This window comes from Amycolatopsis sp. NPDC051371, from assembly GCF_040682155.1.
In the GTDB taxonomy this organism is placed as follows: Bacteria; Actinomycetota; Actinomycetes; order Mycobacteriales; family Pseudonocardiaceae; genus Amycolatopsis.
Genome location: NZ_JBFBAG010000029.1, coordinates 69215 through 84669 on the forward strand (window position 1 = coordinate 69215; position 15455 = coordinate 84669).

A 15455-nucleotide genomic window follows, 5' to 3' on the forward strand; every position below is an offset into this window, starting at 1 on the left:
GCAGGCAGTTACGATGGCGGGTATCGGGAACGCCGATGGGGGTCCACATGGAACTGCGTCACCTGCGCACCTTTCGCGTCGTCGCGCGAACGCTCAACTTCACGCGCGCCGCCGCCGAGCTGCACTACGCGCAATCCAGTGTCACCGAACAGATCCAGGCCCTCGAAGCCGAACTCGGGTCGCAGCTCTTCGACCGCGCCACCAGGACGCTCACCGCCGCCGGGAAGCGGCTCGTCGGGTACGCCGACCAGGTGCTCGAACTCGTCGAGGAAGCCAAAGCCGCCGTCGACGAAGAGCGCGGCGAACCCGACGGCGAGCTGACCATCGGGGCGCTCGAAACCCTGTGCACGCACTGGGTTCCGCCGATCCTCGGCGCTTATCGCACGAGGTGGCCGCGCGTCCGGATTTCGGTGATGGAAGGTGGCCGCGGCGAGCTGTACCGAGGCATCCGAGAGTCCGAAATGGACGTTTGCTTCACCTTCGGTACCCCGCCGGCCGATCCCGCGTTCGCCAGCCGGACACTCGGCGAGATGCCGCTCGTCGTCATCGTGCCGCCCGGACATCCGTTGGCGGACAAGGAAGAAATCCGGCCCGACGACCTCCGCGGCGTCGGATTCCTCGCCACACCGAGAGGCTGCGGCTTCCGGGAAATGCTGGACCGGATCGACGGACCCGTCGTCGACACCGAGGTCGGCAGCCTCGCCGCCCTCGGGCGCTGCGTGGCCGCCGGGCTGGGGTGCGGCATCGTGCCCGCGATCGTCGACCATCCCGGCGCGGTCGCCGTCCCCCTGGCCGGGCAGACGACCGACGTCACCATGACCTGGCGACGGCGCGACGAGCGCAAACCGAGCGTCGCCGCACTGCTCGCCACCGCCGGCGCAGGCGCCGGGGCTTGACCACCTCGAGACCGCCGGCCGGTTGAGGTCTTCTCAAACGCCCATCGAGGTGGAAAGCTGCTGTCCGAACCGAGGGCCTGACCAAAGGTCCACTTCTGACAACGTTGTCATCTCCTGGAGGTGCGCCCATGTGGTCGCAGAGCAGACGGATGGCCGCCGCGGTGGCCGCGGGGGTGGTGGTCGTCGGCCTGGCGCCCGCCGTGGCACAGGCCGCGCCCGCCCCGGCGGATCCGGTGAGCCTGGTCAACCCCTTCGTCGGCACGCAGAACTTCGGCAACACGTTCCCCGGCGCGAGCGCGCCGTTCGGAATGGTGCAGGTCAGCCCGGACACCGGCGGTCAAGGCGGCTACGACTACCTGCAGAACGCGATCTACGGCTTCAGCCAGACACACCTGTCCGGCGTCGGCTGCGGCGTGATGGGCGAGCTGCCGATCATGCCGACCACCGGCGCTGTCGACAACGTTGACAAGGACGCTTACAAGTCCACGTACAGCCACGACGACGAGCACGCCGAGCCCGGCTACTACCGCGTCGGCCTTCAGAAATACGGCGTCAACGCCGAACTGACGGCGACCGCGCGCACCGGCTGGCAGCGCTACACCTTCCCCTCGACCGGCCAGGCGAACGTCCTGTTCAACACCGGCCAGGCCAACCAGTCGGTCAAGGACTCCGAGATCCACGTCGTCGGCGACCGGACCCTCGAAGGCCGCGTCCGCGCCGGCGGGTTCTGCGCCGGCCACGACGAGCACACCGTCTACTTCACGGCCACCTTCGACCGGCCGTTCAGCTCCTACGGCACTTGGCGCGGCTCGACGCGCACCGACGGCAGCCGCGACGCCGCGGGCACCGGCGGCAACGGCGCCTGGGCCAGCTTCGACGCGACCACCGACCACGACGTCGTCCTCAAGGTCGGCCTGTCGTACACGGGTCTCGACGGCGCGCGGAAGAACCTCACCGCCGAAACGAACGACAGCTACGACTTCGACGCCACCCGCGCGGCGCTGCACCAGCAGTGGGCCGACCGGCTCGGCGCGATCAAGATCGCCGGCGGCACCACCGACCGGCAGACGGCGTTCTACACCGCGCTCTACCACGCGCAGCTGCACCCGAACCTGGCCGGCGACACCGACGGCGCGTACACCGGCTTCGACGGCAAGGTGCACACCGCGAGCGGTTACACGCCGTACCAGAACTTCTCGCTGTGGGACACCTATCGCCCGCAGAACCAGCTCCTCGAAATGCTCGAACCGCAGGTGGCACGGGACGTCGCGCTGTCGGTGGTCGCCATCGGCCGTGACGGCGGGTGGCTGCCGCGGTGGGCGCTGGCCGAGAGCGAAACCAACATCATGACCGGCGACCCGGTGACGCCGTTCCTCGTCGAGGCGTGGTCGAAGGGGCTGCTCGCGGGGCATGAAGAAGAGGCGTACGCGCTGCTCAAGAAGAACGCGACGAGCACGCCGCCGGCCGATTCGCCGTACAACGGCCGGTCCGGCGTCGACTTCTACAACGACCGCGGTTACATCCCGAGCGGCCTGGAGCTCGGCAAGGACTGCGCGGCCAAGGGCGGCGACAACGACTGCGATCACCCGGCGTCCGCCACCATGGAGTACTCGGCGGCCGACGCGGCGCTGGCGTTGATGGCTCGTGGACTGAACCACCAGGCCGACGCGCGGATGTTCGCCGACCGCGGGCAGTGGTACAAGAATCTTTGGGACTCCTCGACGCAGCAGTTCCGCCCCCGCACCACCGAGGGCACCTTCCTCACGCCGTACAACCCGGTCGACGCCGACCACCAGTTCCACGAGGGCGGCGCCTACCAGTACCAGTGGCTCGTGCCGCAGGACCCGGCCGGGCTCGTCTCGCTGATGGGCGGCAAGAAGACGACCGAGAAGCGGCTCGACTCGTTCTTCGCGTACGGCAATCTTTTGAAGGATCCGGCGGGCACCGCGCGCAACGACTGGATCTCCAGCCCGTACGACTACTACGGCAAGGCGACGTACAACCCGAACAACGAGCCCGACCTGCTCGCTCCCTACATGTACAACTGGGTGGGGACGCCGTCGAAGACCGCAACCGTCGTCCGCGCGGCGATGACGCTGTTCACCACCGGCCCGGACGGCATGACCGGCAACGACGACCTCGGCACGATGTCCGCCTGGTACGTCTTCTCCTCGCTCGGGCTGTACCCGACGATGAGCGGCGCGAACTTCCTCGCGCTTTCGAGCCCGCAGTTCGAGTCGGCGACCGTCCGCATCGGACAGTACGGCCGTTCGCAGGGCGGCACGCTGACCGTGAACGCGCCGGGTGCGAGCGACACGAACCGGTACGTCCAGAGCGTGTCGCTCAACGGCCGGGACGTCCGGCAGACATCGCTGGACTGGTCCGCGGTCGCGCACGGCGGGACCCTGAACCACAAGGTCGGGTCGAAGCCGTCTTCGTGGGGGACTGGCTCCGAGCCGCCTTCGGTGAACAACGCTGTCGGTGACCTGCGGCGGCACGTCGACGCGTCGCTGCGGCAGTCGTCCGTCGTGATCCCGGCGGGCTCGGCGCAGCAGGTGCACCTCGACCTGGACGTCCTCGCGCAGAACCCGGTGCTGCAGCCGGTGACCGTGTCGGCGACCGTGCCGTCCGGGTGGAAGGCCAAGGTCCAGCCGATCGACCTGATCTGGTCGGGACGGCTGCCGGTGCAGAAGACGGTGCCGATCACGGTGACGGTGCCCGCGAGCGCCGCCGCCGGGACGTACCCGGTGCAGGTCAAGGTGTCCGGGCTGGGCGCGAACACCGTCACCCGCTCGGCGACGATCGAGGTCCGGACGCCGTCGGCGTGTGCTTCGTCCGGCACGCAGTGCGCGGTCGACCTGGGCCGCGACTACAACCACGACGGCACGGCGACGGTCGAGGCCTCTTCCGACGGCAACTTCGACGGCGGCGGCTGGAGCTACGACGCTGCGCTGCTGCCGGCCGCCGGCCCGGTGACCTGGGACGGCGTCACGTACGCGGCCCCGGACGCGTCGGGGACGGCGGCGAACTTCGTCGAGGCCCGCGGCCAGTCGCTGCTGCTCCCGGCGGGTCAGCACGGCGCGCTGCGGCTCGTCGGGTCGTCGCACAACGGGCCGGTGTCGACGACGCTGACCGCGCACTACACCGACGGCACCAGCGCGGACGTCGCCGTGACGTTCGCGGACTGGGCGGGATCGGGTTCGTCGGTCGTGCTCGACATGCCGCACCGCATCAAGGCGGGCAGCGGGGTCGACGGGCCGCCGGTGCGGCTGTTCGGGATCTCGGCGGCTTTGGACGCTGGCAAGACGGTGCAGTCGGTGAGTTTGCCGAACGACCCGCGGGTCGAGATCTACGCGCTCACCCTGGCCTGATGGTCCGGTTCGCCGGGCCCGTCCCGGCGAACCGCTCCACCAAGCCAGGGAGACTGTCAGTAGTCATTCGTCACCCCATGCATCTTGTTAATTAGCATGCGAACTAGCATGTCAACTAACATGATGGCCGGAGCGACGGAGCGGACGATGCAGGACGAAGAACTCTCCGAGATCGTCGACAACCTTCGCGCCCTCGGCAGCGACGTCTCCGACGTCGAGGTCAAGCGAGCCGAGGGCGGTCTGCCCCGGTCGGCCCGCGAATCACTGGTGGCGTTCTCCAACACGCGGGGCGGCACGCTGATCCTCGGCCTCGACGAGCAGGCCGGCTTTGCGACCACTGGCTTGTCCGACCCGACGAAGATGTCCTCGGACCTGGCGGACATGTGCACTGCGGAGATCGAACCCTCGCTACGTCCGCACATCGGCATCCACGAGTTCGAGGGCTCTCGGATCCTCGTGGCCGAAGTCCCGGAACTGGCATCGAACCGCAAGCCCTGCTTCAGCCGGGGCGCCGGAATGAGCCAGGGCAGCTTCGTCCGAGTCGGCGACGGTGATCGAAAACTCACCAGTTACGAAGTCCAGCTTTTACTGGCGAACCGCGGCCAGCCACACGAAGACGAGGCTCCCGTTCCGGGTACCGGGCTCGCCGACTTGGATCCGGCACTCGTCGAAGCCCTCCTGGCCCGCCTCCGCACTCGCCGTCCGTACGCGTTCAACGAGCTCGACGACGTCGCGGCCCTGCGCAGGGCCAAAGTCTTGGTCAACGACACGAACGGCACCGTCGTCGTGAGCGTCGGTGGGCTGCTCGCACTCGGCCGGTACCCGCAGGAGCACCTCCCGCAGGTGATGCTCACCTTCGTCCACTACCCGACCCCGGACGGCTCCGACCTCACGACCGGGGAGCGGTTCGTCGACAACACGGTGGCGGAAGGACCGATACCGGTGATCGTCCGCGACGCCCTCATCGCGGTGCGAAAGAACATGACGCGGCGGTCCGTGGTGCACGGAGCGGGCCGTGCGGACATCTGGCAATACCCCGAAGCGGCCCTCCGAGAGGCCATTGTGAACGCGCTCGTGCACCGCGACCTCTCACCGGACGCGCGCGGCACCCAGGTACAGGTCGAGATGTATCCCGACCGGTTGACCATCCGGAATCCCGGCGGCCTCTTCGGACCGGTGACCGAGGAACAGCTCGGCGAGGAGGGCGTCTCATCGGCGAGGAACGCGAGCCTCCTGCGAATCCTCGAGGACGTACCGCTTCCCGGAGGCTCGCACGCGATCTGCGAGAACCGCGGCTCGGGCATCCGGACCATGATCAACGCTCTTCGAGCCGCGCGGATGAGCCTGCCCGCGTTCAAAAGCCGGGTGAGCACCTTCACCGTCACCTTCCCCAACCACACCTTGCTGGGGGACGAGACGATCGCGTGGATCAATTCCCTGGGGGAACACGGACTTTCCGAGAGCCAGTGCGTCGGACTCGCGACCTTGCGCGATGGCGGGCATCTCGACAACCAGGCCTACCGGACGGAAACCCGCGTCGACTCCCGCGTGGCGACTCACGAACTGCGTGATCTGCTCGCACGCGAACTGGTGGTGCAGAGTGGCAACCGACGCTGGACGAGATACCGGCTCTCCCCCGCACTCCTCCCTGACTCCGGCGTGACCGCAGGCTCCGCTCGGAAGCGAGCAGACCGCCGAGGCGAAATCTTGGCCGCTCTCGGCGACGGCGAGAGGTCGAGACTCGAGTTGGCGATGGCGACCGGCCTGACCGACCAGACGGTGGCCAGGTGGTTGCGCATCCTGCGGAGCGAAGGCGTGGTGGAGACGACCGAAGTCAACGTGCGGAACCCGGCAACGCGGTATCGCCGTACCGGGCAGATCGCACTCGACGAATAGACGGCCATCAAGACGAGCCGGCGAAGCGGGCGACCAGGTCGGGAAAGCCGAACACCGTGATCCGCGCGATGCCGCCCTTGCCGAGGGTCAGCACCGCCAGGCCGAACGGCTCGCCGCGGTACCAGGCCGCCGCCGCGAGCTGGCCGTTCGCTCGGGTCGGCGTCATGTGCCATTCGCCCGGCTCGCCCATTACGTGTCGCAAGAATGCGACACAAGTCCGCTTTCCGGCGAACCACGACCGCGACGGCACCGGTTCGATCACCGCGTCGTCGCGGAGGATCTGCTCCAGCGCCGCCAGGTCGGAGTTCATGAACGCGCTCATGTAGCGGTCGAGGAGTTCGCGCTGCTCGGGCTCGGTGAGCGGGTCGACCTCCGGGGCGTCGTTGAGGGTCGCCCGGGCGCGCTGGAGGGTGCTCTTCACCGCCGCGACCGTCGTGCCGAGCATCTCCGCGACCTCGGCCGCCGGGAACGCCAGCACCTCCCGCAGGATCAGCACCGCGCGCTGCCGCGGCGGGAGCAGCTGCAGCCCGGCGATCAGCGCGAGCCGGACGCCGTCGCGGGCCACGGCGATCTCCGCCGGGTCGTCCGCCTCGGCGGTGATCAGGGCGTCGGGAATCGGCCGCGGCCAGTGGTCGTCCGGCTCGGCCGGGACCTGCGGGGCGTCGGGATCCGAAGCCGGCGCGCCCAGCCCGGACGGCAGCGGCCGGCGTCCCCGCTGCTCCAGCGCCGTGAGGCAGGCGTTCGTCGCGATCCGGTAGAGCCAGGAGCGCACCGACGCACGGCCCTCGAAGCGGTCGTACGCCCGCCACGCGCGCAGGTAAGTCTCCTGGACGACGTCCTCGGCCTCGTCGGGCGTGCCGAGCATGCGGTAGCAGTGGGCCAGCAGCTCACGCCGGTACGGCTCGAAATCCACGGTCACACTCTTGCTGACCGGCGCGGACCGCGAAAGGAATCGGTCAGGCGACGATGCGCGGCTCCGACGCCAGCCTCGACAGCGCCTGCGTGAGCCGCCGGGCGGCGGCCTCCCACTCCTCCAGCGCGCTGCCCCTCCCCAGCGCCGCCGTGCGCAGGGACCGCCTCAACTCCGGGTCCGCGTACCAGCGGTGCAGCGCGTCGGCCAGGGAAAACGGGTCGTTCGGCTCGACCAGGAGGCCCGGCATCTCGCCGTCCGCGTCGACGCCCAGTGCGTCGTACACCCCGCCGACCTCGGTGGCCAGTACCGGGATGCCGCGGGCCAGCGCCTGGGCGACGAACATGCCGGACGTCGCCGCGCGGGCCGGGATCACCAGCAGGTCCGCCGCGTTGTAGGCGGCGTTGAGGTCGACCGCGTCGCCGGCCAGTGTGATGCGGCCGCCGAGGCCGAGGCGCTCGATCGACCAGCCGAGCTCGTCGACGTACCCGCGGTCCACCTCCAGCGAACCGGCCATGACGCACGACAGCGCGAGGTGGTCGACCTCGCCGAGGACCTGGACCAGCAGATCTTGGCCGTTGCGGCGGGTGACGTCGCCGACGCACAGCAGCCGGGACACGCCGTCGGCGCCCGCGGCGAGGGGCGCCGCGTCGGTGCCGGGCTTGGCGACGTAGACGCGGCCCGGGTCCAGGTCGTGGCGGTCGATCAGCAGCCGGGCGAGCCACGGGCTGGTCGCGACGACCATGCCGGCCATCCGCAGCGTCTCGCGCTCGCACGCGTCCAGCTCCGCCGCGTGCGCCGGGTCGAGGCCCGGCTCGTCGGCCAGGGCCTGGTGCACCAGCACGGCCAGCCGCAGCCGGCGCGCGTGCGGGACGACGATCTCGGGCACGCCCGAGGCGATCACGCCGTCGAGCAGCACCACGGTCCGGTCCGGCAACGCGGCCAAGGATCTGGCCAGCCGACGTCTGGACGTCGCGTCCGGCTCCGGCCAGTCGCCGGCCATCGGCAGCTCCAGCACCGGCTGCCCGACGGCGGGCAGGTTCTTGCACATGCGCTTGTCGTAGGTGTCGCTCCCCGGCGGCGCGGCCGGGAGGATGAACACCATCGGGTCGGCGGGCCTCATCGCGAGCGCCGGAGCAGAGCGGTGGGACTGGACACGGCTACCTCCAGCGCGGTCGACAACGGTGACGCCTCATCTGTCACACGCGGTCGGCGGCGAGTCGGTTCAGCTTTGGGCGTCAATCATCCAAACGCCGTTCACCTGGACCATCGTGAAGGTGTCGTTCTCGGCCTTGCCGCCGTCGTAGAGGACGGTCGCGGTCACCTTGCTGGGCCCGGCCTCCTTCACGTTGGTCGCGGTCACCGACTTGTACCGACCCCAGAAGCTCTTGTACGACTCGTACGACTGGTGCCGGGACGCCCTGAAGTTGTCCGTCAGCAGCTTCCACGCCTCCGCCGGGTTGCCGGGCAGCAGCCGGTAGTAGGCCGAGAGCGCGTCCGCGGCGTTCGTCGTCGAGGACACCGGCGAAACCGGCGTCGAAGTGGGCGGCGCCGTGGTCGACGGGGTCGGCGAGGGCGACGGCGAAGGTGACGCCGACGGCGAAGGTGTCACAGAAGCCGAAGCCGGCGGCGTCGACGACACGGCCGGCGGGGCCGCGTTGTCCGTCGGAGGCTTCTGCCGCACGACCAGCAGGATCGCGACGACGACCGCGACGCACAGCAGCGCCGCGCCCGCCCCGACCGCGATCATGCCCTTGCGCGCACCCGGCGACACGGCGGCGACCTCACCGGGCGGCGGCGGCACGGCGACGGAGGCCGGGACGGTCGGCACCGCCGACACAGCGGCGACCTCGGCCTCCGGGATCGTCTCGGCGAGCACCGACGACCCCGGCTCCGCGTCCGGCAACAGCGCCCGCAGCTCCCGCTCGACCTCGTCCATCGACGGCCGCTCGGCCGGGTCGGTGGCGAGCATCCGCTCCAGCAGCGGGGTCAGCCGCTCCGCCTTCTCCGGCGGCTCGATCTCCCCGCTGGACGCCTTGTAGAGCAAGGCGATCGGGTTGTCCGCCGTGCCGTACGGCGGCTTCCCCTCGACGGCGGCGTACAGCGTCGCGCCCAGAGAGAAGACGTCGGCGGCGAAGTCCGCGTCCTCGCCGCGGGCCACCTCGGGCGCGAGGTACGCGGGCGTGCCGGCGATCTCGCCGGTGGCGGTGAGTTTGACGTCACCGATCGCGCGGGAGATGCCGAAGTCGGTGATCTTCGCCGTGCCGTCGTCGGAGACCAGGATGTTGGCCGGCTTCACGTCGCGGTGCACGATCCCGGCGCGGTGCGCGCCGGCCAGCGCCGAGCTGATCTGCGCGCCGACGCGGATCGCGTCGTCGACGGAGACGGGCTCGTCCTGGATCTGGACGGCGAAGCTCTTCGACGGCAGGTACTCCATGATCAACCACGGCCGGTCCTCCTCCTCGAGGACGGCGAACACCGTGATCGCGTGGGAATGCTGCAGCCGGGCCGCGATCCGCGCCTCGCGCATCGCACGGTTCTTCGCCTCTTCGGTGCGGTGCTCGTCGTGGTCGTGCGGCAGCAGGAGTTCCTTGATCGCCACGGTGCGGCCGAGCATTTCGTCCTGGGCCCGCCACACCGTGCCCATCGCGCCGCCGCCGATCGGCTCGAGCAGCCGGTACCGATCGCGGATCCGGCGACTTTCCACGAGCATCCACCATTCTCAAAAAGTGTGCCGACGAGATCCGGCCAGCATGCCAGGATCATCCGCCGGCCGGTACCAACGTAGCCGAAAACCTTGGACGGGCAGCGCAATCGAGCGTTGTGGCGCTGCCCACCGTGTACCCGCAAATCCTAACGAACAACCCCGTACGCCCGATCAAGTGCGTCCACGATCTCCTTGCGCAGCCCGGCACCGACGGCGATCGTCGACGACGAACCGACCGTGTGCTCGCTGCCGTCGCGGTCCACGACGGCCCCGCCGGCCTCGCGCACGAGCAGCACGCCGGCCATGGTGTCCCACGGGTTGTTGGACAGGATCAGTGCGGCGTCGAGCTTTCCGTCCGCCACCCAGGCGAGGTCGATCGCCGCGGTGCCGAGCATCCGGATCTTCTGCGCCCGCGCGCCGAGGTCCGACAGCAGCCGCAGGCGCGTCGCGTTCTTCTCTTCGGCCAGCCGGCCGATCGCGAAGTCGCCGACGGCGATCATGGCGTCCGACATCTCCGTCGCGACGGACGCGCCGACGCGCTCTCCGTTCGCGAAAGCACCTTCGCCGCGCGACGCGGTGTACGTGACGCCGAGGTACGGCAGGGCGATCGCCGCGACCGTGCTGTGCTCGCCGTCCACCAGGGCCAGGGAAATCCCGCAGAGCGGAATTCCGCGGGCGAAGTTCGCGGTGCCGTCGATCGGGTCGAGCGCCCACCAGCGGCCGCCGCCGTCGCCGCTGCGGCCGCGCTCCTCGCCGAGGACGCCGATCTCCGGCGTCTCGGCCGTGAGGAACTCCCGCAGCGCGTCCTCGACCGCCGTGTCGACGTCGGTCACCAGGTCGCGATCACCTTTCGCGGAAACGGAAAAAGTCGGGCGCGACCGGACGATCTCCGTCGCCTTCGCCACGGCTTCGCGCGCGACGTCGAGTAGTGCGGCATGCTCGCTCATGACTTCCAACCTAGTGAAGGGACGTGCTGATGACCGACCTGTTCCCGCTCTCGACCACGGCCGACGAGCAGCAGCGGGGTGCGGGGGTCGCAGTGCTGCCGATCGGCAGCTTCGAGCAGCACGGCGCGCACCTCCCCCTGGCGACCGACACGGTCATCGCGGCGACGCTGGCGAAGGCCGTCGCCGACGCCTACCCCGTCCTCCACCTGCCGCCGATCACGATTTCGTGCTCCCACGAGCACGCGGCGTGGGCCGGCACGGTGAGCATTTCGGCCCGCACGCTGCACGCCGTGGTCACCGACGTCGCCGCGTCGCTGAGCGCGTCGGGGGTCCGCCGGCTGGTACTGGTCAACGGGCACGGCGGCAACTACGTACTGTCCAATGTGGTCCAGGAGGCCGCCGGCGCGATGGCGCTGTTCCCCGGCGTCGCGGACTGGCAGGCGGCGCACACCGCCGCCGGTCTCCGGACGTCGCTGGACGACGACATGCACGCCGGCGAGCTGGAGACGTCGATCCTGCTGCACGCGCACCCCCACCTGGTCCGGCCCGGCCACGAGACGGCCGACCACGTCACCGACCGGGATCACCTGCTGACGCTGGGCCTGCGGGCGTACACGGAGTCGGGGGTGGTCGGCCGTCCTTCGCTGGCCAGCGCCGCGAAGGGGCACGTCGTGCTGGACACGCTGGTCCAGCGCTTCGCCGGCGTCCTCGAAGCGCTAGGCGCCTGAGAACGCCTGGCCCAGGTGCGGGAGCAGGTGGTCCATCCGCTCGGCCTTGGTCCGCAGATAGCGCAGGCTTTCCGGATTCGGCGGAACCAGCAGCGGAACCTGCTCGCTGATGCGAATTCCGTAGCGGGTGAGCTGTTCGACCTTCTGCGGGTTGTTCGACAGCAGCCGCACCGACCGGACCCCCAGGTCCTGCAGGATGCCCGCCGCCGCGTGGTAGTCGCGGGCGTCGACCGGCAGGCCGAGCGCCACGTTCGCGTCGACCGTGTCGAGGCCCTCGTCCTGCAGCCGCATCGCCTTGAGCTTCGCGAGCAGCCCGATCCCGCGGCCTTCGTGGCCCTGGACGTAGACCAGCACGCCCGAGCCCTCCTCGATGATCCGGTCGAGCGCCGCCGCCAGCTGGTCGCCGCATTCGCAGTGCGTCGAGCCGAAGACGTCGCCGGTGAGGCATTCGCTGTGCACGCGGGTCAGGGTGCCGAGCTCGGTGATCTCGCCGTGGACCAGCGCGACCTGCTCGGTCCCGGTGCGGTCGAGGTAGCCGACCGCGCGGAAGGTCCCGTGCCGGGTCGGCAGCCGGGTTTCGACGACCCGCTCGACCACGGCGCGGTGCGGCAGGTCCCCCACGACTTCACTTGCGGTCATGACTTCAACCCCACTTCCGATTCGATCCCGGTGCCGGCCGCTGCGCGCGGAGCGGGCACGACACCGGTGTGCGGAGCGCGGGTCACGCGGAACCCGGCGACGCTCCGGACGAGCAGGACACCGGCGCCGGGCAGGCTCGCGACCAGCGTGAGCACCCCGTAGACGACGGCGACGGTGACACCTTGGGCGGCGCCCAGGCCGGCCGCGCCGAAGAGCAGGGCGCAGACGCCTTCGCGCGGGCCGAAGCCGCCGACGTTGAGCGGGAGACCCATCGCGAGCAGCGCGAGGATCATCAGCGGCACGAGCTGCCCGACCGGCGCGTCCACGCCGGCGACGCGGGCGGCGACGACGAACAGCGCCAAGTGCCCGGCCAGCGTCGCGACCGACAGGAAGCCCACGCCGGGCCAGGTCTCGCGGGTGAACAGGCCGAGCCGCAGGTCGGCGAGGGTGACGGCGAAGCCGCGCCGGAACTTCGACTCGCTGTGGATCCAGCGTCCGCCGAGCAGCCGGCCGACGACGATCGCGGCGACGGCCGCCAGGAGGACGACCACCCCGGTGACCGTCACGACCTCGCGGAACGCTCCGGGCACGACGCCCGGCGCCGCGAGTACGACGGTGACCGCGGACGCGATCAGCACGAGCTGGCCGGCGGTGCGCTCCAGCACGACGGCACGGACGCCGCGCGGGACGTCACCCGAGTCTCGGCCGTGCTGCACCGCGCGGTGGACGTCGCCGAGGACGCCCGCGGGCAGCACGCCGTTGAGGAACAGCGCGCGGTAGTAGTCGGCGACCGCGGTGCGCAGCGAAAGCCGCAGGCCGAGCCGGGTGGCGACGATCTGCCAGCGCCCCGCGCTGAACAGCGTCGTCGCGAAGCCGATGACCAGGGCCGCGAGCACGCCGGGCGCGCTGATCCGGCCGAGACCGTCGAGGAAGGCGTCGCTGCCGAGCTGCCAGACGAGGACGCCGAGGATGGCGAAGGCGCCGAGGATCCGCAGCCAGGCCAGTGCGCGCTTCACGCGGCCACCTCCAGGCTGGGCGGCAGGACCAGCAGGTCGCCGTGGTGGATCACCGCGTTCAGCTCGCCGGCCTCAGCCATCTCGAGCCGCCGCTGGAGGTAGACGTCGGCGGCCGGGCGCAGCTCCCACAGCTGCTCGACGGCCGCGCCGACCCAGCCCGCGAGCCACTGCCGCTGCAGGTCGGCCTGATCGGGTCCGAGCCGCCAGGCGCTCTCGGCGCGGACGACGGTGGCACCGAGCCGGCCGAACGCGGTCGCCGCGACGTCCACCGCGGTGGGGCCGAGCAGCCGCCGCCCGCCGGTGAGCCGGCGCTGGTGGGCGTTGAACGCGGCGGAGAGGGCGGCGTCGAGCGGGTCGGCGGGCGAGAGCTCCACCCGGCCGGTGACCGTGAGCATCAGCAGCGCCGCGCAGCCCGCTTCGACGATCGCCCTGGCCAGCGCCGTGACCTCGGCTTCGGTCAGCAGGTCGAGCAGCGCGGACGCGGTGACCAGCGACGTCCCGGCGAGGTCGGCGGCGCGCAACGCGGTGACGTCCCGCTGCTCGGTGACGACGTCGACGGGGCTGCCGTCCAACGCGGTGGCCGGCAGGGCGGTGCGGGCGTGGGTGAGCAGCTCCGCGTCCTCGTCGTGCAGGATCCAGCGCTGGGTGCCGGGTAGGCGCGCGGCCAGCCAGCGGCCGAGCGAGCCGGTGCCGCAGCCGAGGTCGCGGATGACCAGTTCGCCTTCCGGCAGGTGCTCGCGCAGGGTGTCGACGAGTCCGGTGGCGCGGGCCGCGGCGTCGGCGGGTTCACGCAGGTAGAGCCAGTCCGGGGCGAACGCGGCTACGCTGCCGCTGGGCACAGTGCTGACCGATTCGCTCGCGGGCTCACTCATGCCGCCGCCTCCTGCCGCTGCAGGACGTCGGCGATCCGGCGCGCGGTGTCGTCCCAGCCGGGCAGGGTCTCGCGGCGCAGCTTCGCCGAGGCGCGCAGCCGCGTCCGCAGCTCGGGCTCGGTCAGCCAGCGGCGCAGGGCGGCGCCGAGTGCTTCGACGTCGTCACCCGGCACGAGCATCCCGGGGACCGAGCCGTCCGGCGCGACGCCGACGGTGTCGGGCAGCGCGTCGACGTCGGTGGTCAGCACCGGCACACCGCGAGCGAGGGCCTCGGTGACGACCATGCCGAACGTCTCGCCGCGCGAGGGCAGCACGAGCAGGTCGGCGGAGTGGTAGGTCGCGGCCAGCGCCGCGCCGGTCCGGGGGCCGGTGAGCGTGAAGCGGGCGCCGAGCCGGTGCTCGCGCAGCCGCTCGACGTACTTCGTCTCACGCCGGATCCCGCCGACGCATTCGCAGGTCCAGCGCAGGTCGGCGACGGTTTCCAGGGCCTGGGCGAGCACGCCCTGGCCCTTGCGCGGGGTCACGTTGGCCACGCAGACCAGGCGGGACATGCCGTCGGTGCCGATGGCCGGCGGCGCCGGGTCGACGCCGGGCGGCACGGCGTGCACGCGGTGCGGCGCGAGCCCGTGGTGGCTCACCAGCCGGCGCGCGGCCCACTCGCTGGTCGCGACGACCGAGCTCGCGGCCCGCAGCGTCTCGCGCTCGAGGGCGTCGAGCTCGGCGGCCAGCGCGGGCGGCAGGCCGGTCTCGTCGGCCAGCGGCAGGTGCACCAGCACCGAGAGCGACAGCCGGCGCGCCTGCGGGACGACGACCTCGGGCACGCCACAGGCGACCAGGCCGTCGAGCAGTACCGCGGCCCCGGTGGGCAGCGCGGACAGCAGGTGGCCCAGGACCGAGCGGGCCTCGGTGTCCGGGCGCGGCCAGCTGCCGGAGACGGCGATCTCGTGGACGTCGAAGCCGGCCTCGACGAGACGGTCGCACAGCCGGCGGTCGTAGGTGTTGCCGCCACTCGGGACCGACGCGTCGTCGATGTCCCCGGGGAGGACGACGTAGAGACGGTTCACAGCGCACGCTCGTAACTCGCCCAGGCGACGTGCGATTCCTTCAGCGAGACGGCGATGCCTTCGAGGCCGCGCGCGCCTTCGCCGAGGCGTCCGGCGTGGACGGCGTCGGCGAGGCGGTCGGCGATGACCTTCGCGAGGAACTCGGTGGAGGTGTTGATGCCCTTGAACACCGGCTCGTCGTCGAGGTTGCGGTAGTTCAGGTCGCTCAGCACCGCCCCGAGCTCTTCCGTGGCCTTGCCGATGTCGACGACGATGTTGTCCTCGTCGAGGTCGGCGCGGCGGAAGGTCGCATCCACCACGAAGGTCGCGCCGTGCAGGCGTTGCGCGGGTCCGAAGATTTCCCCGCGGAAGCTGTGGGCGACCATCACGTGGTCACGGACGGTGATGCTGAACACCAAGACCTCCGATG

At 71.1% G+C, this 15455-nt stretch carries 12 protein-coding genes and 1 pseudogene; 4 read left to right on the plus strand and 9 right to left on the minus strand.

The genetic code is table 11. The annotated features are described in order from the left end of the window. Window positions 1-47: 47 nt before the first annotated feature. The 3 genes from AB0M59_RS31410 (at window position 48) to AB0M59_RS31420 (ending at window position 6163) form a co-directional block, all read left to right on the plus strand. A complete protein-coding gene (locus AB0M59_RS31410; RefSeq protein ID WP_364622331.1) occupies window positions 48-896 on the plus strand; it encodes a LysR family transcriptional regulator in 849 nt (282 codons plus the stop codon). Window positions 897-1024: 128 nt separating this feature from the next. Next, a complete protein-coding gene (locus tag AB0M59_RS31415; protein WP_364622333.1) occupies window positions 1025-4267 on the plus strand; it encodes a GH92 family glycosyl hydrolase in 3243 nt (1080 codons plus the stop codon). 147 nt (window positions 4268-4414) lie between these two features. After that, window positions 4415-6163, plus strand: coding sequence for an ATP-binding protein (locus AB0M59_RS31420; RefSeq protein WP_364622336.1), 1749 nt, complete (start codon window positions 4415-4417; stop codon window positions 6161-6163). A gap of 7 nt (window positions 6164-6170) precedes the next feature. On the opposite strand, the pseudogene AB0M59_RS31425 reads toward AB0M59_RS31420, so the two are convergent. From AB0M59_RS31425 to AB0M59_RS31440, 4 genes and pseudogenes are all read right to left on the minus strand, one after another. Continuing rightward, a pseudogene (locus tag AB0M59_RS31425) lies at window positions 6171-7085 on the minus strand (RNA polymerase subunit sigma-70); the annotation flags it as partial. A 34-nt stretch (window positions 7086-7119) separates the two neighbouring features. Continuing rightward, window positions 7120-8178 (minus strand): glycosyltransferase, encoded by a 1059-nt coding sequence (locus AB0M59_RS31430; protein ID WP_364622538.1) that lies wholly within the window; start codon window positions 8176-8178, stop codon window positions 7120-7122. Window positions 8179-8298: 120 nt separating this feature from the next. Further along, window positions 8299-9786: a protein kinase gene (locus AB0M59_RS31435; protein ID WP_364622339.1), complete on the minus strand. Its 1488-nt coding sequence runs from the start codon at window positions 9784-9786 to the stop codon at window positions 8299-8301. A gap of 140 nt (window positions 9787-9926) precedes the next feature. Then, window positions 9927-10727 (minus strand): inositol monophosphatase family protein, encoded by an 801-nt coding sequence (locus tag AB0M59_RS31440; protein ID WP_364622342.1) that lies wholly within the window; start codon window positions 10725-10727, stop codon window positions 9927-9929. 29 nt (window positions 10728-10756) lie between these two features. Between AB0M59_RS31440 and AB0M59_RS31445 the strand changes: the two genes are divergently transcribed. Continuing rightward, window positions 10757-11455, plus strand: a complete 699-nt coding sequence (locus AB0M59_RS31445; RefSeq protein WP_364622345.1) for a creatininase family protein — start codon at window positions 10757-10759, stop codon at window positions 11453-11455. Here the strand turns inward: AB0M59_RS31445 and ribA are convergent. Genes ribA through AB0M59_RS31470 form a run of 5 tightly spaced genes read right to left on the minus strand, consistent with a single transcriptional unit; the run spans window position 11444 to window position 15441 of the window. Next, window positions 11444-12094, minus strand: coding sequence for a GTP cyclohydrolase II (gene ribA, locus AB0M59_RS31450; RefSeq protein ID WP_364622348.1), 651 nt, complete (start codon window positions 12092-12094; stop codon window positions 11444-11446). The two genes, AB0M59_RS31445 and ribA, sit on opposite strands and share 12 nt — an antisense overlap. Beyond that, a complete protein-coding gene (locus tag AB0M59_RS31455) occupies window positions 12091-13110 on the minus strand; it encodes a lysylphosphatidylglycerol synthase transmembrane domain-containing protein (RefSeq protein ID WP_364622350.1) in 1020 nt (339 codons plus the stop codon). Before AB0M59_RS31455 ends, ribA begins: the two co-directional genes overlap by 4 nt. Beyond that, on the minus strand, window positions 13107-13982 hold the full coding sequence (locus AB0M59_RS31460; protein ID WP_364622353.1) for a class I SAM-dependent methyltransferase: 876 nt from the start codon (window positions 13980-13982) through the stop codon (window positions 13107-13109). Before AB0M59_RS31460 ends, AB0M59_RS31455 begins: the two co-directional genes overlap by 4 nt. After that, window positions 13979-15046: a glycosyltransferase family 4 protein gene (locus tag AB0M59_RS31465; protein WP_364622356.1), complete on the minus strand. Its 1068-nt coding sequence runs from the start codon at window positions 15044-15046 to the stop codon at window positions 13979-13981. The genes AB0M59_RS31460 and AB0M59_RS31465 overlap by 4 nt, the downstream gene beginning before the upstream one ends. After that, a complete protein-coding gene (locus tag AB0M59_RS31470) occupies window positions 15043-15441 on the minus strand; it encodes a 6-carboxytetrahydropterin synthase (RefSeq protein WP_364622359.1) in 399 nt (132 codons plus the stop codon). The genes AB0M59_RS31465 and AB0M59_RS31470 overlap by 4 nt, the downstream gene beginning before the upstream one ends. Between the last annotated feature and the right edge of the window lie 14 nt (window positions 15442-15455).